The 18,657-nt window shown below is 61.8% G+C and carries 18 protein-coding genes and 1 riboswitch; of the genes, 9 read left to right on the top strand and 9 right to left on the bottom strand.

The annotated features are described in order from the left end of the window. Nucleotides 1–78 precede the first annotated feature (78 nt). On the top strand, nucleotides 79–705 hold the full coding sequence (locus EB809_RS10095; protein ID WP_123634688.1) for a LysE family translocator: 627 nt from the start codon (nucleotides 79–81) through the stop codon (nucleotides 703–705). Between the two features lie 18 nt (nucleotides 706–723). Continuing rightward, on the top strand, nucleotides 724–978 hold the full coding sequence (locus EB809_RS10100; protein ID WP_123634689.1) for a DUF2164 domain-containing protein: 255 nt from the start codon (nucleotides 724–726) through the stop codon (nucleotides 976–978). 137 nt (nucleotides 979–1,115) lie between these two features. Here the strand turns inward: EB809_RS10100 and EB809_RS10105 are convergent, their stop codons facing one another. Then, entirely contained in the window at nucleotides 1,116–2,396 is a 1,281-nt protein-coding gene (locus EB809_RS10105; RefSeq protein ID WP_123634690.1) for a maltoporin, read from the bottom strand. A 361-nt stretch (nucleotides 2,397–2,757) separates the two neighbouring features. Here EB809_RS10105 and EB809_RS10110 point away from each other — a divergent pair, with 361 nt between their 5' ends. Continuing rightward, entirely contained in the window at nucleotides 2,758–3,693 is a 936-nt protein-coding gene (locus tag EB809_RS10110) for a 5'-nucleotidase (RefSeq protein ID WP_123634691.1), read from the top strand. A 39-nt stretch (nucleotides 3,694–3,732) separates the two neighbouring features. Then, the gene (locus EB809_RS10115; protein ID WP_223807907.1) at nucleotides 3,733–4,152 is read left to right on the top strand and encodes a GFA family protein; all 420 of its coding nucleotides are present in this window, start codon (nucleotides 3,733–3,735) and stop codon (nucleotides 4,150–4,152) included. 43 nt (nucleotides 4,153–4,195) lie between these two features. Here EB809_RS10115 and EB809_RS10120 read toward each other — a convergent pair whose 3' ends face one another. The 5 genes from EB809_RS10120 to mnmH all read right to left on the bottom strand — a co-directional run bounded on the left by EB809_RS10120 (nucleotide 4,196) and on the right by mnmH (nucleotide 8,801). Beyond that, on the bottom strand, nucleotides 4,196–4,561 hold the full coding sequence (locus EB809_RS10120; RefSeq protein WP_123634692.1) for a histidine triad nucleotide-binding protein: 366 nt from the start codon (nucleotides 4,559–4,561) through the stop codon (nucleotides 4,196–4,198). Between the two features lie 28 nt (nucleotides 4,562–4,589). Next, nucleotides 4,590–5,876, bottom strand: coding sequence for an FAD-dependent monooxygenase (locus tag EB809_RS10125; protein WP_123634693.1), 1,287 nt, complete (start codon nucleotides 5,874–5,876; stop codon nucleotides 4,590–4,592). 75 nt (nucleotides 5,877–5,951) lie between these two features. Next, nucleotides 5,952–6,458, bottom strand: coding sequence for an aminoacyl-tRNA deacylase (locus tag EB809_RS10130; protein WP_123634694.1), 507 nt, complete (start codon nucleotides 6,456–6,458; stop codon nucleotides 5,952–5,954). A 188-nt stretch (nucleotides 6,459–6,646) separates the two neighbouring features. Next, nucleotides 6,647–7,486, bottom strand: a complete 840-nt coding sequence (locus tag EB809_RS10135) for a mechanosensitive ion channel family protein (RefSeq protein WP_123634695.1) — start codon at nucleotides 7,484–7,486, stop codon at nucleotides 6,647–6,649. A 214-nt stretch (nucleotides 7,487–7,700) separates the two neighbouring features. Further along, nucleotides 7,701–8,801, bottom strand: coding sequence for a tRNA 2-selenouridine(34) synthase MnmH (gene mnmH, locus EB809_RS10140; protein WP_123634696.1), 1,101 nt, complete (start codon nucleotides 8,799–8,801; stop codon nucleotides 7,701–7,703). 71 nt (nucleotides 8,802–8,872) lie between these two features. Here mnmH and EB809_RS10145 point away from each other — a divergent pair, with 71 nt between their 5' ends. Continuing rightward, nucleotides 8,873–9,532 (top strand): class I SAM-dependent methyltransferase, encoded by a 660-nt coding sequence (locus EB809_RS10145; protein ID WP_123634697.1) that lies wholly within the window; start codon nucleotides 8,873–8,875, stop codon nucleotides 9,530–9,532. A gap of 463 nt (nucleotides 9,533–9,995) precedes the next feature. Here the strand turns inward: EB809_RS10145 and EB809_RS10150 are convergent, their stop codons facing one another. Continuing rightward, nucleotides 9,996–10,370, bottom strand: coding sequence for a VanZ family protein (locus tag EB809_RS10150; RefSeq protein ID WP_123634698.1), 375 nt, complete (start codon nucleotides 10,368–10,370; stop codon nucleotides 9,996–9,998). Nucleotides 10,371–10,515: 145 nt separating this feature from the next. On the opposite strand from EB809_RS10150, the gene cysZ reads away from it, so the two are divergent. The 3 genes from cysZ (at nucleotide 10,516) to EB809_RS10165 (ending at nucleotide 16,819) form a co-directional block, all read left to right on the top strand. Next, the gene (gene cysZ, locus EB809_RS10155; RefSeq protein WP_123634699.1) at nucleotides 10,516–11,262 is read left to right on the top strand and encodes a sulfate transporter CysZ; all 747 of its coding nucleotides are present in this window, start codon (nucleotides 10,516–10,518) and stop codon (nucleotides 11,260–11,262) included. A gap of 58 nt (nucleotides 11,263–11,320) precedes the next feature. Next, nucleotides 11,321–14,182 carry an RNA polymerase-associated protein RapA gene (gene rapA / locus EB809_RS10160; RefSeq protein WP_123634700.1) on the top strand — a complete coding sequence of 954 codons (2,862 nt, stop codon included), beginning with the start codon at nucleotides 11,321–11,323 and terminating at the stop codon, nucleotides 14,180–14,182. 186 nt (nucleotides 14,183–14,368) lie between these two features. Further along, nucleotides 14,369–16,819, top strand: coding sequence for an acyl-CoA dehydrogenase (locus EB809_RS10165; protein ID WP_123634701.1), 2,451 nt, complete (start codon nucleotides 14,369–14,371; stop codon nucleotides 16,817–16,819). A 68-nt stretch (nucleotides 16,820–16,887) separates the two neighbouring features. Here the strand turns inward: EB809_RS10165 and EB809_RS10170 are convergent, their stop codons facing one another. Together EB809_RS10170 and crcB are read right to left on the bottom strand one after the other, a co-directional pair. Then, on the bottom strand, nucleotides 16,888–17,202 hold the full coding sequence (locus EB809_RS10170) for a DUF190 domain-containing protein (protein ID WP_123634702.1): 315 nt from the start codon (nucleotides 17,200–17,202) through the stop codon (nucleotides 16,888–16,890). 5 nt (nucleotides 17,203–17,207) lie between these two features. Further along, complete coding sequence (crcB, locus tag EB809_RS10175) at nucleotides 17,208–17,600, bottom strand: fluoride efflux transporter CrcB (protein WP_123634703.1); 393 nt, start codon at nucleotides 17,598–17,600, stop codon at nucleotides 17,208–17,210. A gap of 192 nt (nucleotides 17,601–17,792) precedes the next feature. Next, a riboswitch (Fluoride riboswitch) is annotated at nucleotides 17,793–17,912 on the bottom strand. Between the two features lie 336 nt (nucleotides 17,913–18,248). Between crcB and EB809_RS10180 the strand changes: the two genes are divergently transcribed. After that, nucleotides 18,249–18,455 (top strand): cold-shock protein, encoded by a 207-nt coding sequence (locus EB809_RS10180; RefSeq protein ID WP_123634704.1) that lies wholly within the window; start codon nucleotides 18,249–18,251, stop codon nucleotides 18,453–18,455. The last annotated feature ends 202 nt before the right edge of the window (nucleotides 18,456–18,657 follow it).

Below are 18,657 nucleotides of genomic sequence, written 5' to 3' on the forward strand. Positions count from 1 at the left end.
AAGGGGTACGCCCGGGCGATTGAGGGTGGTAAGTTTCCGGTATTCCCCTGACGTGCAGCGGATCCCCTGGAGGTGCCCGTGTCGCTGGAAACCTGGTTTGCCTTTGTGGTCGCGTCCACCATTCTGCTGGTGATCCCGGGGCCGACCATCCTCGCCGTGATCAGCTACGCGGTGAGCCATGGCCGCTCGGCGACGATGCCGCTGGTGGCTGCCGTCGCCCTGGGCGATACGACGGCGGTTGCGGCGTCCATTATCGGACTCGGCGCCTTGCTGGCCACTTCCGCCTTCTGGTTTACCGTCATCAAGTTGGCCGGCGGCCTGTATTTGTTGTATCTCGGCTTTCGGCTGTTCCGGTCGGGCGTGTCGCCGCTGGCCCTGCCGAATACTGTGGCTGCCCAATCCCGCTGGCGACTGTTTGCCAACACTTATGTGGTCACGGCACTGAACCCGAAGGGCATCGTCTTTTTCCTGGCGTTTCTGCCGCAGTTCGTCACACCCGGGCCGGAGGGTCACGGCCAGCTTTGGCTGCTGGCAGCGACGTTTGTGGGTCTGGGTGCCCTCAATGCCGCGTTCTACGCTCTGTTTGCCTCGTCCGCCCGACGCCTGATGACCTCGTCCCGCTCGCGCCGCTGGTTTAACTGCATGGGCGGATCGTTATTGTCAGCAGCGGGCATCTGGGCCCTGCTGGCCCGGCGTCCGGTGTAATGTCTCGCGGAGTCGATCATGGAAAAGATCCGATTTACCACGGAAGAAAAGCAACAGGTGGTGCAGAAGGTAAAGCTCTATTTCAGGGAAGAACTGGACCAGGACATTGGCCAGTTCGATGCGGAGTTCCTGATCGATTTCTTCGCCGAGGAAGTGGGTGCCTACTTCTACAATCGAGGGCTCTATGACGCCCAGGCCCTGTTCCAGAAAAAGGTGGACGAACTGGGGGATGCGGTGCTTGAGCTGGAGCAGCCCACGGATTTCCGCAAATAGATGCAGGGGTTGTACCGCGTGTGGCGTGAAAGGGGTGTCGCCGCCGTGGAAGCCGCGTAGACCGATTGAATCAAAAAGGCGTGGGTCAGCCGAAGCTGCCCACGCCAAAAGACGCAACAAGGAGAGTTAGCGGAGGTTTACCACCACACTTCAGCCTGGGCGCCGAAGGTTACGCCATCCGTATCGTCGATATCGATGGCATCCTGGTCGGGGCCGTTGGCAATGACAGCGGCATTGTAGTTGTCGCTCCAATGCGCGTAAGTCGCGAACAGGCGCAGCTGGGGACGTGCGAAGAAGGTGCGGCCCGGTTCCCACTGCTGGGACAGGGTCACTTTCTGCAGGTCGTAGTCGTCTTCGCCGTCGGCATCCGGCTTCACTTTGTCGAGACCCAGTTCGACCGCCGTGCTCATCAGGTCATTCCAGTAATAGGTCGGCCGGAAACCGGCTGACATCCACTGGCCGCCTGAGTCGTCTTCAAAGTCGTTGTTCTGGTAGATGCCCACATAGAACATCTGCAGGTTTTCGGTACCGACGGGAATCACACCCTGATCGATGACCCGGAACATCTTGCCGTCGTTGAGGCTGTTGCTCTTACCGGTACCGTTGATCATGGAGTCGGTGGCGTATTGCAGGGTGAACTTGTTGTAGCCGCCCAGGAAATCGGACTGCTTGTGCTCGGCGGTGACCAGGTAGCCGCTCTTGTCGGCCGTAATGTCGGCATCCTTTTGTTCGTCGGTCAGGTTAGCGTTGCCATAGTCAAAACCGACTTCCAGGGTTCCGCCCGGGTTAACCGGCAGATCGGTCCAGCGAATGTCGATGATGTCGTTGGTCACGTCCTCATCGTCGGTAATGTCCGTGTCGACGGTGTTGTTGGTTGACCGGGTCCAGGCCAGATGCAGCTTACCGGTCCCTACGTCGATGTCTTCCAGGCCCACACCCGGACCGGAAACATCCCAGTAGTAGAAGTCGTTGATGTGCACGTCATGACGCTGGTAATAGCGCTTACCGATCCAGAGTGTGGAGCCCGGCAGGGATTTAATGACGTTTTTACCCTGAACGTTGAACTGCCTTACGCCCACATTGGCGTTGCCATCGGAGCTGAATTCACCGTCGTTTTCCTGGTTGGTGACGTAGGCAATCATGGAGTCCACGTAAAAGCTGGTGTCGCCTTCCTTGTAGACTTCATCACCCATCTGGATTTCAGCGTAGGTTTCGCACTCGTTACCGAGACGGTATTTGGCGCCGGCGCCGGCAGCCTTGAAACAGGCCTGGTCACCACCGCCAACGGTGTCACCGATACCGGAACGGAAGTAGCCGTGGAAATCGACAGCTGCGGCAGAGGTTGAAACCATCACGGCCGCGACGGCGGCAGCCAGTTGATGGCGACGGAGCAGAGGAAACTTGTTGTTATCGCTCATGATCTTTGTCCTGGTGTTGTTGTTAGTCAGACATGGAGCGCAACGCGGGTTGTCCTTCTTCCCGGAGGACGTGGGTTCTGCGAGCCACTCCCGCTTGCGGCTCCTCATCCTTTTGCAATTTTTTAGGGGTGTAGCCCTGAGGCGTATTTGCAAAAGTGTTAGTAAAATTACATACAAAGACCTTAAAAATAAAGTCAGGGAGTCGCTTAAAGAGGTCTTATTTCTAAAAAACGCCGATCTTTTTTGTTACTGACTTGATACATGTTCAAAAATTACGAGGCGCTTCAACAGGATCCATCGTTGGGTCTGAAGGTCACCGTTCGGCTATCCTGCCGAAGAGACAGAATGAGCCGAGGTAGGCATGCCGTTTCCAATCGAACAGAAACTGGTGATTGCGGTGGCGTCCAGCGCGCTCTTTGATTTGAGCGAATCCGACGCCGTCTTTCGCGAGGAGGGGCCCAACGCCTATCGCCACTACCAGGAGCGACACCTGGACGTTCCGCTGGGCAAGGGCGTGGCGTTTCCCTTTGTGCGACGTTTCCTGAGCATCAACCGCCATTTTGCCGAAGAGCGGCCGGTGGAGGTCATCCTGCTGTCCCGCAATTCGGCGATCACCGGTAAACGGGTGTTTCGTTCGATCCGCCACCACGGCCTGGATATTACCCGGGCCGCCTTTCTGGAGGGCAAGTCGCCGTACCCCTACATTCCGGCATTCAACGCTTCCCTGTTTCTGTCCGCCAACCAGGGGGATATCCGGCATGCGGTCGAGGCAGGCTATCCGGCAGGCCTGGTGCTGCCTTCGGCGGTAGTGGACGATGACAGCGACGGGGAGCTGCGTATCGCGTTCGACTTCGACGGCGTCATTGCCGACGACGCCTCGGAGCGGATTTACAAAGAGGGCGAACTGGCGGATTTTCACCGGCACGAGCAGGATCAGGCCGACGTGCCGCTGAACCCGGGGCCCTTGGCGGACCTGTTCCGCAAGCTGTCGTTGCTGCAGGCGCTGGAGGACGAGGCGGTGGACCAAAGCGCCGACTACCGCCGGATCCTGCGGATGGCGATTGTCACCGCCCGCAATGCCCCGGCGCACGAACGGGTGGTCACCACGCTGGAGCATTGGGGCGTGAACGCCAACGAAACCTTCTTCCTGGGTGGTATGACCAAGGAGCGCATTCTCGCAGTATTGCGCCCGCATATGTTCTTCGACGACCAGAAAAGTCACCTGTCATCCGCCGGCGGCGCGATTCCGATGGTGCACATTCCTTTCGGCATCGCCAACGCGGCGCCCGCGCTATAGTGATTCCATACCAGCAGGCGAATCATCGGGAGAGTGAGCATGGAGCACACACAGATCATGAAGGGGCAGTGCCTGTGCGGCGCCGTCAGCATAACAGCGCCACGACGTGACCGGGTCGAGGTCTGTCATTGCGGCATGTGCCGCCGTTGGGGTGGCGGGCCGCTGCTGGCCGTGCACTGCGGTCAGGACGTCCAGATCACCGGGCTTGACAGCGTGACCGTCTACACCTCCTCGGACTGGGCGGAGCGGGGCTTCTGCAACCGCTGCGGCACGCACCTGTTCTACAAGTTCAAAGGCTCGGGCCAATACGCCATGACGGCCGGCTTTTTCGAGACGGGAACGGACTTCGCGATGGGCAACCAGATCTTCATCGACAGCAAGCCGGGCTATTACGACTTTGCCAACCAGACGCCGATGCTGACCGAGGCCGAAGTTCTGGAACGGTACGGGATCAAATAGTGTGCAGCGGGTCGGGAGCCGGCCCGCTGCGCCTGCGCAGACGTCAGGCCTGCTTCATGCGATCCGTGTAGGGCGGCCAGCCCAGCGGTTTGCCGGCCAGCAGGTGAAGGTGGATATGGAACACGGTCTGGCCGGCCTGCTCACCGCAGTTCATCACCACCCGGTAACCGCTTTCGTCAAACCCCATCTCCCTGGCCAGGTCGCGCGCAACCGTGAACAGATGGCCGATCAGCGTTTCCTGATCGTCCTTGAGGTCGTTGATGGTGGCGATCCGGACCTTGGGAATGATCAGCAGGTGCACCGGAGCCTGCGGGTTGATGTCCTTGAACGCCAGGCTCTGGTCGTCTTCATAGACGATGTCGGCCGGAATCTCGCGATTGATGATCTTGTCGAAGATGGTTTCCGCCATGATGGCTCCTTTGTCGGTGTTGTCCGTGCTATTTCAGAAAGGCGGGCCGCGGCGCCTGGTCAACCAGTTGCTGCAGGAACGGCGGCAGGGTGTCGTCGATTCCCATGGCGTAGCGGGCGACCTGGTGTTTGGCGAAGGGCAGGTGATTGGCCAGTGCCAGCCCCAGGTTGCGCGCCAGATGAACCGGCGGAAGACGATTGCTGAAGGCATGGTAGAACAGGTCCATCGCCAGCATCATGCGCCGGTTGGCCGGACGCCGTCGGCGTTCATAGCGCGCAAGCAGGGCCGGTGTGGCGATCGGGAGGCCGGCACGACGGGCTTCCACCAGTTCGTGCTGCAGCACTTCCGCGTCCTGGAAGCCGAGATTGACGCCCTGGCCGGCCAACGGATTAATGGTGTGGGCGGCATCCCCCACCAGCGCGATCCGATCCGCGGAATAGCGTTTGGCGTGCTGACGGGCCAGGGGGAAGCTGGCGCGTCCGGCGACGGCTGTCAGCGGCGGCAGGTCGGCCGGGAACGCACCGGTAACGGCGGCCAGGAAATCCCTGTCCGGAAGCTGCTTGAGGGCCGCCAGCCGGGCCGGATCGTCGTACCAGACGAGGGAGGCCCAGCTGTGCTCTCCATCGCTGTGCAGGGGCAGGAAGGCGCGTGGGCCACTGGGGTGGAATGCCTGCCAGGTGATGTCCTGTTGGGGGCCGGTGTAACGCACGCTGGCCACCAGCGCCTGCTGGGCGTACTGGTCGCGGGTGGTGCCAATGCCGGCCAGTTGGCGGACGCGGGACTGGGCACCGTCGGCGCCCACCAGTAATTCGGCGTGCAGGGTGCGGCCATCGTCCAGGGTGACTGTCACCTGCGCGTCGTCCGATACGGCTGAGACGATGTTGTCCGTAGTCATCCGCTCGATGCGCGCGCACTCGCCGGCCTGATCCCACAGCGCCCGTTGGGTGATGCGGTTCTCGACGATGTGGCCGAGGTGGTCACGGCCCAAGGGAGCCGCTTCAAACGTGGTCCGCGCGATACCACTGGGCAGCAGGCGACTCAGGGGATGAGACGCCGCATCCCACACCGACAGACGCCGGTAGGGCACCGCCCGCATGCTGCGGATGCGAGACCAGACGCCGAGCCGCTCCAGATAGGCTTCGCTGCCGGCACTGATGGCTGAAACCCGCAGGTCCGGCTCGCGGGCCGGATCAAAGGCGGCGGGTTCCTGGCGGTCGAGCAGGGCAACCGTGAGCCCGGCCCGGCCCAGTCCATTGGCGAGTGCGGCGCCGACCATGCCGGCGCCGACGATAATCACGTCGAAAGTTTGCGTCATGTCCGCTTCCTGATTCGAATGGCCTCATATTAGAGCCCGTTCGAAACCACCGCAAACCCCGACGGACCGCCTGTGCTAGGACACTTTGCGCAGCCAGGCCGGCCGTGGCGAATCCGGACGCCGGAATCCCTGGTTGATCACCATGGGATTGGACAGTCGCAGGAAGTCGCTGGTCGCCATGCGAATCGACTCGGTATGACTGCCGGCGGCGAACACCAGATGAGCCTGGCTGGTCAGCGCCTCGCTGCAGTAGACCGACATGCCGTAGAGATTGCCGAACGGCGGCATGGCGCCCACCTCGCAGTGGGCGAACCGGTCCTTGAACTCGTCCTCGTCGGCGAGTTGGACGAAGTCCGTATCGAGTACGTAGGAGAGCCGATCCCAGCGGACGCGCCAGGTGGCCGGCATGACGAGCATGGCCATCTTGCCGTCGAGTTCGACGATGACCGTCTTGACGACCTCATCACCGCACACGTGCGCATGATGCGCCAACTCCTGGGCGGTGAAAGCCGGAGGGTGGGAGAGGCAGTCGTAGGGCACTGCCTTGGCGTCGAGAAATTCTTTCAATTGCTGAACCGGCATCGAGACAACCTCCAACCAGCAATGACAGCACGAACCCCTGCGCCGCCATGCGGACAAAGGCCACCTGTTTCACTGGCAAGCATAGTTCAGCGGTCGGAGAACGCGAGGCGCGGGTGTGGGGAATGTGACGGACGGCTGATCTGGCGGGATGGATGGAGCCCGGCGGGCGCCGGGCTCCGGGGCAGGGGTTATTCCCCCTTGGTGTCATACAAATGAACGTCGCGCTGCGGGAAAGGGATGGTGACCCCTTCGGCGTCGAAGGCTTTCTTGACCTTTTCCTGCATGTCCCAGATCAACGGCCAGACGTTCGGAGTGTCGGTCCAGACGCGAACATTGATATCGACAGAGCTTTCACCCAAAGAGCCCACAAAGATGTTTGGGGCGGGATCGGCGTGGGAGCGCTCGTCTTCCTCGACCAGGCGTTTGAGGATGGCCTTGGCCTTGTCGATGTCGTCGCCGTAGCCAATGCCAAAGACCATGTCGGCCCGCCGCTTCTCGTAGGCGTTGACGTTGGTCAGGCTGGCGTTGGACAGCTGGCCATTGGGAATGACGATGCGGCGATTGTCGAAGGTGTTGATGATGGTGTAGAGAATCTGGATTTCAACAACACTGCCGAAGAAGCCCTGGGCTTCGATGACATCACCAACCTTGAACGGCTTGAAGATCAGGATCAGCACGCCGCCGGCAAAGTTGGCGAGGCTGCCCTGCAGGGCCAGACCCACCGCGAGGCCGGCGGCACCCATAATGGCCACGAACGAGGTGGTGGCAATGCCGACCATCGAGGCCACAGAGATGAACAGCAGGATCTTCAGGACGGCGCCGATCAGGCCGCACAGGAATTTGTTGAGTGTCGGATCCTTGGCACCCAGCTTCTTGTCCAGGACGCTGATAAAGCGATTGATCAGCCAGAGGCCGATGATCAGCGTGACGATCGCCAGAATGACCTTCGGCGCGTACGCCATCACCATGCCATAGGCCATCTTGGCCAGTTCAGCGACCTGTCCGTCGCCGGAGAAGAGGTTTTCCATGAGAACTCCTTGTTGCTGTCTTTAATTCCGGTTTGGATTGCTGGAGCGCCGGATAGGTGGCACCGCGGCCCCGCGTACTTGAGGTTTACTGGTTTTTTATAGCAGAAAATCCCGAGTCAAATACACCGCGGGATCAGGTCGTTATCGGCCAGTCTCTCAACGGAGACTGTACGTCGCCGATCGTTATTGGATTCGTTGTGTGCCCGGCGGGGTGTCAGCCTGAAGCGTTGGCCGCCCACTCGCGAAGCTCGTCAGGGCTGCCCCGGGCCGCGATGCGTCCGGCTTTCTGGCTCAGTTGATAGTCGTACATGGGATCGTAATAGTCCTGCAGCAGCACCTGAATCCACTCGGCGTGACGGCTGACGTCGCCGCTTCGTTGCTGTTCGTCCAGGGCCTGAACCATCACGTCCCTCAGTGCCTGGTGGCGCTGGCCACCGAGGCGTTTGCGGATCCGGTCCAGGGCGCTGAGCAGGTAGTCGCGGAAATTCAGCCAGCCGGCCTCCTCGCCATCGCGCTCGATAAAGGCGGCGAGCATGTCGGTGACGTAGTCCTGGCGGATGATGTCGATCCGCTCTTCGAGTGTGTTCTCCAGAATCAGCAGCGGTGCTTCGGCCATGCGGTCGCGCAGATTGTGGGGCAGGGCGCAGCGGCCTACCAGCCGACTTTCGTCTTCCAGAAAGACGGGGCCGCCAAACCGGTGTTTTGCCTTGAGCAGGGCGATCGCTACGCGGTTTTCAAAGTCGATCTGGCTGGGCTGCGGCGTCAATGTCCGGCCGAAGCTGGAACCCCGGTGATGGGCCATGCCCTCCAGGTCGACCGGATTGGGGGTGTCCAGCAGGACCCGGGTCTTGCCGGTCCCGGTCCGGCCGCTGATGATGAAGATCGGCAGATCCGGCAGTAGGGCCTCCTGGGCGTCGATCAAAAAGCGCCGGAGGGCCTTGTAACCGCCCTTGACCAGCGGGAAGTCGACACCGGCGTCGTGGATCCAGCGCTGGGTCAGCTGCGAACGCAGGCCGCCACGGAAGCAGAACAGATAGCCGTCCGGATGCTGCTGGGTGAACCGGATCCAGGACTCGATCCGCTGCTGCTTGATGTCGCCCTGCACCAGTTGATGGCCCAGTTCGATCGCGGACTGCTGACCGGCCTCCTTGTAGCGGATGCCCACCCGGTGCCGCTCGTCGTCGTTCATCAGGGGCGCATTGATGGCGGTGGGAAAGGAGCCCTTGTTGAATTCCACCGGGGCTCGGACATCCATCAGCGGCGTGTCGTTGAGGAAGAGGTCGAGGTAATCCTGAGTGTCGGGTCTGGACATTATTTCAGCAGTCTGGAAGTGGTGGGCGCAGTATAACGGATGGCCGGCCCCGTATCAGCCGGTTAGAATGCGGCATGCTCCAGACCCATGACCACCTCAACACGCGCATGCGCCGCACCCTGAGCCGGGGGCGCGTGGCGCTCACGGCCCCTGCCGGTTGTCCGGCCATCGACCTGTACCTGTTCGATCCCGCAGTGCTGGAAGGTCCGCTCAGTCACGATGAAGCCCAGGCCGTGGTGGCCGAGCCGGCCTACTGGTCCTTCTGCTGGGCCAGTGGCCAGGTGCTGGCGCAATACATCCTGGATCATCCGGAATCGGTCGCTGGCCGGCGGGTGATCGATTTCGGGTCGGGATCGGGCATCGTGGCCATCGCTGCAGCCAGGGCGGGGGCCCGCCAGGTGGTGGCTTGCGACATCGACGGCGATGCCTTGGCCGCGGTGACGGCCAATGCCGAAGCCAACGGCGTGCAGGTGGACTTGTGTGACGACTGGCTCCGGCGCAGGGATGGGTTCGACGTGGTCACCGCGGCAGATGTGCTGTACGACCCGGAGAACCGACCGTTGCTGTCGGCGTTTCGCGAGGCCGCGCCGCGGGTTCTGCTGGCGGATTCCCGGGTGAAGGATCTGGGGGACGATCACTACGTCCTGCAGGTGGTGCATGAGGCCCGCACCTGGCCGGACCTGCACGAGTTCGAGGAGTTCAACCGCGTGCGTATCTATCAGGCGGATAGGTAGGCGTCGGCTTTGGGGCGACGGTGCAGGCATAAAAAAAGGGCAACAAATGTTGCCCTTTGTCGGAACGGGTATTCGCATCCCTGCGCGCGTAGACACCCTGTCGCGTTTTGAAGTCCCTGGCCAACTCCGTGGCGCCGGCGTCCGAGCCAGCGATCCAGTAATTAGAGTCCCTTAAGCGTGAAGTCCGTTTGTTCCCTGCTTCCCCTCACAATCCTGTGAGGAACTTCTCCGTGTATCGTCCTTTCCCTGTCTTCCTGACAATTGAACTATATCAATCTGAATATGATTTTCGTGTGACGGTGTTCCTGTAGAAATGTGACGGTTGCGTCATGGAATTTGAATACCCTTAAATAACATTAAGATACAAATTTAAGGTTGGCGCTGTTGTAGCACTCCCACAGCACAAAATCGCCATTTCTTACGTGGGTGTGCGATATTTCCTACACAGATCCTGGAGGGTTTCCTACGAGGCAGCCGAAAGGCGGGCGCCGGTAAAGCGCCAGAGGATGAGACCGGCAGCGATACCCAGGCTGTCGGCAAAGACATCCAGCAGCGACGTTTCCCGGTAAGGCAGGGGGAACTGGACAATCTCGATGAGCACCCCAAAACCCAGCATGGCCACGGCGACGTGCAGGGCTTTCATCTGCGGCCAGCCCAGGCGGGTGAGCAGGGTGACCTCGATGAAGGCCACCAGGTGGTTGATCTTGTCCCAGCTGGAGACCTCGATCGGATGGTCCAGTTGCGCCGTCGCCAGCCAAAGGATGACGGCCATCGACACGAACAGGGCAGCGCGCCACAGGCGGGTTTGATGGATCAGCGAGCGAAGCAGGTCGGTCATGGTGTGGATCGATGCTCCCGGGGTTGTGGCGGGTATGGTCAATGAGCCGGTCATGGTATGCTCTGCGCCCGAATTCCGCCAGGGGGCCTTGCATTCGTCAGGGGCTTCCGGCCGGAACTGCGCCAGGAAACCGGAGGAGACTGACATGCTTAAGGGCAATTTCTTTCAAGGCCTGGGCTGCCTGGGAGAGGGGTTCCGGCTGATCCGCCGGCCCGGCCTCCGGTTGTTCGTGATCATTCCGATCGTCCTCAACATCATCCTGTTCGCTGCCCTGTTCTATTTCATGGCCCACGGCTTCAGTGCCCTGATTGCCATGGCGATGGGCTGGCTGCCCGACTGGAACTGGCTGCAGTCCCTCGACTGGCTGTTCTGGCTGCTCTATGGCGTGGTCATCCTGCTGATGATGGCCTACGGCTTTGTGATCGTTGCCAACCTGATCGGTTCCCCGTTCTACGGCTATCTCGCCGAGTTGACCGAAAAGGAACTCACTGGCCAGGAAGTGGCCGTCGACGGTGGCTGGGCGCAGATCATCAAGGACATTCCACGGGCACTCGGGCGCGAAGTCCAGAAGATCCTCTACTACCTGCCCCGGGCGATCCTGTTGCTGGTTCTGGGGCTGGTGCCTGTCGTGAATCTGGTATCGGCGGTCCTCTGGTTCCTGTTCAACAGCTGGATGATGGCGCTGCAGTATGTCGATTATCCGGCCGATAACCACCGGGTCAGCTTTGGCAACCTGCGTCGCATGCTGGCGGCCAAGCGCCTGTCGGCCATGGGCTTCGGTTTGCCGGTGGCGCTGGCCGCCATGGTCCCGGTGCTCAACCTCTTTGTCGTGCCCGCCGCGGTCTGCGGCGCGACGGCCTACTGGGTTCGCGAGCGTTCAGGCCAGGCCTGAACCCGCGCCCGGGCTCCCCTTTTTCCGTTCAAATCAGTTCTGCAAGGTGAATCAAAGCATGGAATTTGTCATTGGTCAGCGGTGGGTCAGTCACAGCGACGCCTCCCTCGGTCTGGGTATCGTCACGGATATCTCCGGCCGTCGGGTGACCCTCGGGTTCCCCGCGGTGGACGAGGAGCGGACCTACGCCACCGATAACGCGCCGTTGGCCCGGGTCAGCTACCAGCTGGGCGACACCATCGAGACGTTCGACGGCGAATCGCTCACCGTGCGGGCGGTGGAGGACATCGACGGCGTCCTCATGTATCACGCCGAAGATGCTGAGGGTGAGCTCCAACAGATCTCCGAGGTCAAGCTGGGTAGCCATGTGCGTTTTACCGACCCGCGCCAGCGCCTGTTCGCCGGTCGCTTCGATCGTAACGGGGCCTTCCGGCTGCGTATGGCCACGGTCGAGCACCAGGAGCGCCTGCGCCAGTCACCGGCCCGGGGCCTGATCGGCGCGCGCACCAGCCACCTGCCGCACCAGATCTATATTGCCGGCGAAGTGGCACGGCGTTACGCGCCGCGGGTGCTGCTGGCGGACGAAGTGGGTCTGGGCAAGACCATCGAGGCGGGCCTGATCCTGCATTCCCAGCTCCAGACCGGCCTGGCCCGCCGCGTGCTTATTGTGGTGCCGGACTCGCTGATCCATCAGTGGCTGGTGGAGATGCTGCGCCGTTTTAACCTCTCGTTTTCCATCGTCGATGGTTCCCACTACGAGCTGGACGACGCGGCCGACAAGATCCTGGCGATGCTGGGAGAGGCCTCGGACGAGGACGACGATGGGGACGGTGAAAACCCCTTCGAACAATCTCAGCTGGTCCTGTGCAGTCTGGACTTCCTGGCCGGCAGCGAGAAAGCCCAGCGGGACGCCCTGCGAGCCGGATGGGATCTGATGGTGGTGGACGAGGCCCATCACCTGACCTGGTCGCCGGAAGCGGCCAGCCCGGAATACCAGGCGGTGGAAAAACTGGCAGCCGAGATCCGTGGTCTCCTGTTGCTGACGGCGACACCGGAGCAGATGGGCCTGGCCGGCCACTTTGCCCGCTTGCGGCTGCTGGACCCGGCCCGCTATCCCGACCTGGGGGCCTTCGAGCAAGAGGAAGCGCGCTACGCTGATATCAATGCCCTGGTGCGGGATCTCCAGGCCCGTGGCGGCCAACCGGATGCGCAGCAACGGGCGCAGCTCGCCAACTGGCTGGGTGACGAGCTCGACGGGTTGTTGGCTAAAGACGACAGCGGCGAGGCCCTGATCAACACCTTGCTGGACCGCCACGGCACCGGCCGCGTACTGTTCCGCAACACCCGCTCAGCCATCCAGGGCTTTCCGGAGCGTCGCGTGCATCCGGCGCCGTTACCCTGCCCGGAGCTGTATGCCGAGCGCCGCGCTGGTGAAGACGGGATGGCGCCGGAAGCCGGGCTGGTGGAAGAGACCTGGCTGGCGGATGATCCCCGGGTGAACTGGCTGGAAAAAACGCTGACCAGCCTGCGTCCGGCCAAGGTGGTGGTGATTTGTGCCAACGCCGAGACCGCTACCGCGCTGGAGCATCACCTGCAACTGCGCGCCGGCATTCGCAGTGCCGCCTTCCACGAAGGCCTGAGCCTGGTGGAGCGGGACCGTGCCGCCGCCTACTTCACCGAGACGGAACAGGGCGCCCAGGCGCTGATCTGCTCCGAGATCGGCAGCGAAGGCCGCAACTTCCAGTTTGCCCATCACCTGGTGTTGTTCGACCTGCCGGCCAACCCGGATCTGCTGGAGCAGCGTATTGGTCGCCTGGATCGGATCGGGCAGGGCGATGTGATCGACATTCATGTGCCCTACCTGGAAGGCACGTCTCAGGAAACCCTGTTCCACTGGTATCACGACGGCCTCGATGCCCTGAGTCGCAACACCGCCGTGGGCGTGGCCGTGAAAGCCGAAGTACAGGCGCAACTGGACGCTGCGCTGGACAATCCGGAAGCCGATCGGCAGGCCTTGATCGATGCGACCCGCGAGCAGGCCGAGGCCTTGCGTGTGCGCCTGCAGGCCGGTCGGGACGCCCTGATCGAGATGAATTCCTGCCGCCCGGAAGCGGCCCAGACGCTGATCGAAGCGATCGAGACCGAAGAGCAGGCGTCCGGCCTGGTGGATTACATGACCGAGGCCTTCGATATCTTCGGCGTCGAGACCGAGGACCACACCGAGACATCGGACGTGCTCAAGCCGTCCGACCATATGCTGACCGGCCACTTCCCGGGATTGCCGAAAGACGGTATCACCGTGACCTTCGACCGTCAGCAGGCCCTGGAGCGGGAAGACCTGACGTTCCTGAGCTGGGAGCACCCCATGGTGGCCGGCGTGATGGAACTGATGACCGATTCGGAGCTGGGGAACGCGGCGCTGGCGAGCCTGTCCGTGAAAGGGCTGCCGCCGGGTACGCTGCTGTTGGAGACCCTGTTCACCCTGCATTGCCCGGCGCCGGACAGCCTGCAGCTGTCCCGTTGCCTGCCGCTGGCGCCGCTGCGCCTGCTGGTGGACGTGAATGGCAAGGACCTGTCCAGCGCGCTACCCCATGACCGGCTCAACGAACTCTGTTCCAACATTCGTCGGCGCACGGCCCAGGCGGTGGTGCCGCAGGTGCGGGCCGAGGTGGAGACCATGATCGACCACGCCGAAGGCTTTGCTGCCGAGCGGCTGGGTGAGGCGCAGGCCTCGGCGCTGCAGCGGCTGCGCGACCTGATCACCCCGGAAGTCGACCGCTTGCGGGCGCTGCAACCGATCAATCCGGCGATCCGCGACGAGGAGATCCAGTTCTTCGAAGCGCAGCTGGCGGCCGGCGAGGCGGCCATCGACAAGGCGCGCATGTCATTGAGCGGTCTGCGGGTGATCGTGTCGTCGTAAGAGGTTGGAACGGTGCCTGGATCACGCCATCGGGGATTCGCCGAAAGGCGCATTGACAGATGGCGACTCAGTCACTGGCCGGGAGCCATCCATTGCGGTAGGTTAAACGTAGCATTGAGTGGATTGCCATGGGCTGCCCGTATCGCAGCCCAGTCATTTCAATAACATGGAAGACTGAGACCGCCTATGACGACTTTGATTCTTGTCCTGTTGTCCCTCGCCGGATTGCTTCTGGTATTACGCAAGGAGTCCGGTGCCAAGTCGGCGATTGGCGTGATGGCCGGGTTCGGCCTGGTGTCGCTGATTTTCGCCTCCGGCTGGCTGGCGCTGGTGCTGTTCGCCGGTGCCGTGATCACTGCCGCCTGTGGTCTGCCCGGTTTCCGCAGTGCCTGGCTGACCCCGCGTATTTTCGCCATGTTCAAGAAAGTGGCGCCCAAGGTGTCCGACACCGAGAAGGTGGCCCTGGAAGCGGGCAGCGTCGGCTGGGACGGTGAGCTGTTCACCGGTCGGCCGGACTGGCAGAAACTGCTGATCGACCGCAACAACGGCCTGACTGACGAAGAGCAGGCGTTTATCGATAACCAGTGCGTACACGCCATCAGCCTCTGCAACGCCTGGGACGTGGCCGTCGAGCGAGCCGACCTGCCGCAGGAAGTGTGGGATTACCTGAAGAAGGAAGGGTTCTTCGGGATGATCATTCCCAAGGAATACGGCGGCCTGGAATTCTCCGCCAAGGCGCAGTCGGCGGTGCTGCAGCGTCTGGCGTCCAACGAGTCGCTGATGGTATCCGTTGGCGTGCCCAACTCCCTCGGCCCCGGCGAGTTGCTGCTCAAGTACGGTACCGAAGAGCAGAAAAACCACTACCTGCCGCGTCTGGCGGACGGCCGTGACATTCCCTGCTTCGGTCTGACCGGGCCGCGGGCCGGTTCCGATGCCACCTCGCTGCCGGACACCGGCATCGTCTGCAAGGGCGAATTCGAGGGCAAGGAAGTCATCGGCCTGCGCCTGAATTTCGAGAAGCGCTGGATCACCCTGGCGCCGATCGCCACGGTCGTCGGTCTGGCGTTCCGCATGTTCGACCCGGATAACCTGCTGGGCGACCAGGAAGACCTGGGCATTACCTGCGCCCTGGTGCCCCGTGAAACCAAGGGCATGGAGATTGGTCGCCGCCATTGCCCGATTGGCTCCCCGTTCATGAACGGGCCGATCAAGGGTAAGGACGTCTTTATCCCGCTGGATTACATCATCGGTGGACCGGATATGGCCGGTGAAGGCTGGCGCATGCTGGTCGAGTGCCTTTCCGTGGGCCGCTGTATCACGTTGCCGTCAGGTGCGGCGGGCGCTGCGGCTGCGGCCGTGGGCACCGCTGGTGGCTTCACCCGTGTACGCCGTCAGTTCAATACGCCGGTGGCTGAAATGGAAGGCGTGCAGGGCCCGCTGGCCCGGATTGCCGGCCTGACCTACATCGCCCAGTCGTCGGTCTACCAGACGGCCAATATGGTGGACAAGGGCGAGAAGCCGGCCGTTCCGTCAGCCATCCTCAAGTACCACCTGACCGAAATGCAGCGCCAGTGCCTGACCGATGCCATGGACGTCCATGGCGGCAAGACGGTCACCTTGGGGCCGCGTAACTACCTGGGTATCGGCTACAGCGGTTCGGCGGTCTCCATCACCGTGGAAGGCGCCAACATCATGACCCGCAGCCTGATGATCTTTGGTCAGGGCGCTATCCGCTGCCATCCGTACGTGCTGGAAGAGCTGGCGGCGAAGGACAACGACGATGTCGACGCGTTCGACCGCGCCTTCTTCGGCCACGCCGGGCTGATCTTCGGCAATGCGGCGCGGGCCTTCACCCAGGGTCTGGGGCTGGGTCATCCGGACGTGCCGTTCGATGCCGTCACCCGGCGCTACGCCCAGGCCGTCTCGCGTTTCAGTGCCGCCTTTGGTCTGTGTGCCGATGCCGCCATGACCACGCTGGGTTCACAGCTCAAGATGCGCGAGCTGATTTCCGCCCGCCTGGGGGACATGCTGGCCAATCTGTACCTGGCTTCCATGGTGCTGAAGAACTGGAACGAAACCCAGCCGGTGGAGGGCGAGAAGGAACTGGTCCAGTACAGCCTGGGTCTGTTGTTGCACCGCACCGAGACCGCCCTGGACGAACTGCTCCAGAACCTGCCCAATCGGCCGGTGGCCTGGGCACTGCGGGCGTTGACACTGCCCCTGGGCCGGCGCTGGGATATGCCGCATGACGACGTGTCACGGGCCCTGGCCAAGTCCATTACCCTGGCGACGCCGCTGCGCGAGAAACTGCTGCGTCCGGCCTGGACCACCCACGTCGAGGGCGGAGTGGACAACCCGGTGGCGCAGTACAACGATCTGCTGGTCGAGTACGAGCGCGCCGAGAAGCTCTATCGCGCCGTGAACAAGGCTTACGCCAAGGGCGAGCTGCCGCAGGAAGCGTTGCACCCGGAAGACCGTTTCGAGGCGGCCCTGAAGGCGGACATCCTGAGCCAGGAGGACGCGGAATTCATGCGTGATTACGAAGCCCGCGTGCTGGAAATGCTCACGGTCGACGATTTCGCCTTCGATGCCTTTGCGCAGCAGAAGGACTCCATCGTCCGCCACGACGCGGCCTGATCCGATCCCTTCAGCCCCGCCCAATCCGGCGGGGCTTTTTCGTTACGGCGACGGAATCGCCGGAAATCTCAGCCCAGCTCCCCGTATTCCACTTCCTTGCGAATGCAGAAAACGTGAATGCCTGCCTGTTTGACGTCCTCGATCAACTGGTCGCCGGTGGCCGTGTCCACCACGAACATGATTTCCACCGGCTGATCGGCCAACTCGAAGAAGTGCGCCGAATGCAGATGGCCGCCGGCGCCGAGTCCCTCACGGTCGACCCGCTTGGTCATCCGGGCGATGCCCCGCTGTTTGGCCATGTCGGTGATCAGTTCGCAGACCCGCTTGTTGTTGTGGCGGCGGTTCTCCGGTGTGATGAAGATGATTTCGTAGCCTTTTTCCATGTTGCTCACCCCGCAGTGATCCAGCGAATGAAGAGGAACGTGCCCATACCGGCCAGCGTCATCAGCAGCGAGCCGCCCACGTGCATGGCAATGCCGCCCAGCGCCCACATGAAACGTCCGCCCTGCAACAGTGTCACCATTTCCGCGGAAAATGTGGAGAAGGTTGTGAGCGCGCCCATGAAGCCGGTGATGACGAACAGGCGCCACTCCGGAGACAGGGTCACGGCTTGCGAGAAGATCATGATCGACAGGCCGATCAGGTAGCCGCCCAGCAGGTTGGCGACCAGGGTGCCCAGCGGCACGGTTGGGAACAGGGCGTTGAGCTGTAAACCGAGAAACCATCGCAGGAGTGCGCCGCAGGCAGCCCCCGCGCTGATGGCAATGACCGACATCCACATGAAGACAGGCCTCACTTTGGTTGCGTTATACCGGGATTGCTGACGCAAGGGAGCGGGTGAGGCGATGCGCGAGGTATGTCGTGGGAACACGCCCGGCCGACGGGGCGTCCACAGTAAACGGGACGTGATGACTAGACATACCTGTATCGAACCGTACCCCAGGAGTGGATCACAGGCTCCCAAAGCGGACAGCGGTTTACAGGCATCATCAGCGACATCGCAAATTGAAAGGGGGCGGATGCAGCGGTTTTGGGCGGTGGCGAGAGCGTATCCCGCGCCGACCGATGGAGGAATGCCATCTCCTGTGACCTTAAGTTAATGAAAAAGCGCCGTCCGTGCAACGGTGACCCCGCTTGAAGTCCCTGCTGCAGCGGCGTTGGCGCGACCGCGCAGGCATGCGACTAACGTAGTTATACCTACAACGTAAATATCTGTTGGCAAACTTCAGGATCAGCGGTACAGTGACCCGGTAGGAAAGTTATAGCAAAGCGTTTCATAAATAAGACGTATCCCTCTGTAGTTAAGTAGTGCATCGTCCTGTTTTTGATTATGCGAATTGCGTTTCCGAATACCGCTTTGGAGAGTGAGTGTATAAACACCCGTTTTCCAGGCACTTATTGAATATTGAATACAGACAGGAACAGAGTTATGTCTACAGAGACCGGTACCGTTAAGTTCTTCAATGAAACCAAGGGCTTCGGCTTCATCACTCGTGAAAGCGGCCCGGACGTTTTCGTTCACTACAGCGCCATCCAGGGTTCAGGCTTCAAGACCCTGGCTGAAGGCCAGCAGGTCGAGTTCACTGTAACTCAGGGCCAGAAAGGTCCGCAGGCTGAGAACGTGACTCCGCTCTAAGCCGTATTAGCACGAGCGTTACGGCGGGTCACCAGACGCGCCGGACAATCGAGAAAAGGCAGCCTCCGGGCTGCCTTTTTTTGTGCGCCCGGCACGGGCGCACTCCTGGAGGTGCAAGTCCTCCCGTGAGCTGGCCACAGCGAGCGAAGTGAAGCGCAACTGCGGAAGGGCGACTGACCGTGGGGAGGAAGCGTGGAGCGTA

Origin of the sequence: Marinobacter sp. R17, assembly GCF_003789045.1 — a bacterium.
GTDB classification, from domain to species: Bacteria; Pseudomonadota; Gammaproteobacteria; order Pseudomonadales; family Oleiphilaceae; genus Marinobacter_A; species Marinobacter_A mangrovi.

Coding starts and splice junctions, on each gene's coding strand:
- cysZ (WP_123634699.1), top strand. CDS start 10,516: ATGCTTAAGGGCAATTTCTTTCAAGGCCTGGGCTGCCTGGGAGAGGGG.
- crcB (WP_123634703.1), bottom strand. CDS start 17,600: ATGTGGATGTCGGTCATTGCCATCAGCGCGGGGGCTGCCTGCGGCGCA.
- EB809_RS10170 (WP_123634702.1), bottom strand. CDS start 17,202: ATGGAAAAAGGCTACGAAATCATCTTCATCACACCGGAGAACCGCCGC.
- EB809_RS10180 (WP_123634704.1), top strand. CDS start 18,249: ATGTCTACAGAGACCGGTACCGTTAAGTTCTTCAATGAAACCAAGGGC.
- EB809_RS10130 (WP_123634694.1), bottom strand. CDS start 6,458: ATGCCGGTTCAGCAATTGAAAGAATTTCTCGACGCCAAGGCAGTGCCC.
- EB809_RS10100 (WP_123634689.1), top strand. CDS start 724: ATGGAAAAGATCCGATTTACCACGGAAGAAAAGCAACAGGTGGTGCAG.
- EB809_RS10150 (WP_123634698.1), bottom strand. CDS start 10,370: ATGACCGACCTGCTTCGCTCGCTGATCCATCAAACCCGCCTGTGGCGC.
- EB809_RS10120 (WP_123634692.1), bottom strand. CDS start 4,561: ATGGCGGAAACCATCTTCGACAAGATCATCAATCGCGAGATTCCGGCC.
- EB809_RS10135 (WP_123634695.1), bottom strand. CDS start 7,486: ATGGAAAACCTCTTCTCCGGCGACGGACAGGTCGCTGAACTGGCCAAG.
- rapA (WP_123634700.1), top strand. CDS start 11,321: ATGGAATTTGTCATTGGTCAGCGGTGGGTCAGTCACAGCGACGCCTCC.
- EB809_RS10110 (WP_123634691.1), top strand. CDS start 2,758: ATGCCGTTTCCAATCGAACAGAAACTGGTGATTGCGGTGGCGTCCAGC.
- EB809_RS10125 (WP_123634693.1), bottom strand. CDS start 5,876: ATGACGCAAACTTTCGACGTGATTATCGTCGGCGCCGGCATGGTCGGC.
- EB809_RS10165 (WP_123634701.1), top strand. CDS start 14,369: ATGACGACTTTGATTCTTGTCCTGTTGTCCCTCGCCGGATTGCTTCTG.
- EB809_RS10145 (WP_123634697.1), top strand. CDS start 8,873: ATGCTCCAGACCCATGACCACCTCAACACGCGCATGCGCCGCACCCTG.
- EB809_RS10105 (WP_123634690.1), bottom strand. CDS start 2,396: ATGAGCGATAACAACAAGTTTCCTCTGCTCCGTCGCCATCAACTGGCT.
- EB809_RS10115 (WP_223807907.1), top strand. CDS start 3,733: ATGGAGCACACACAGATCATGAAGGGGCAGTGCCTGTGCGGCGCCGTC.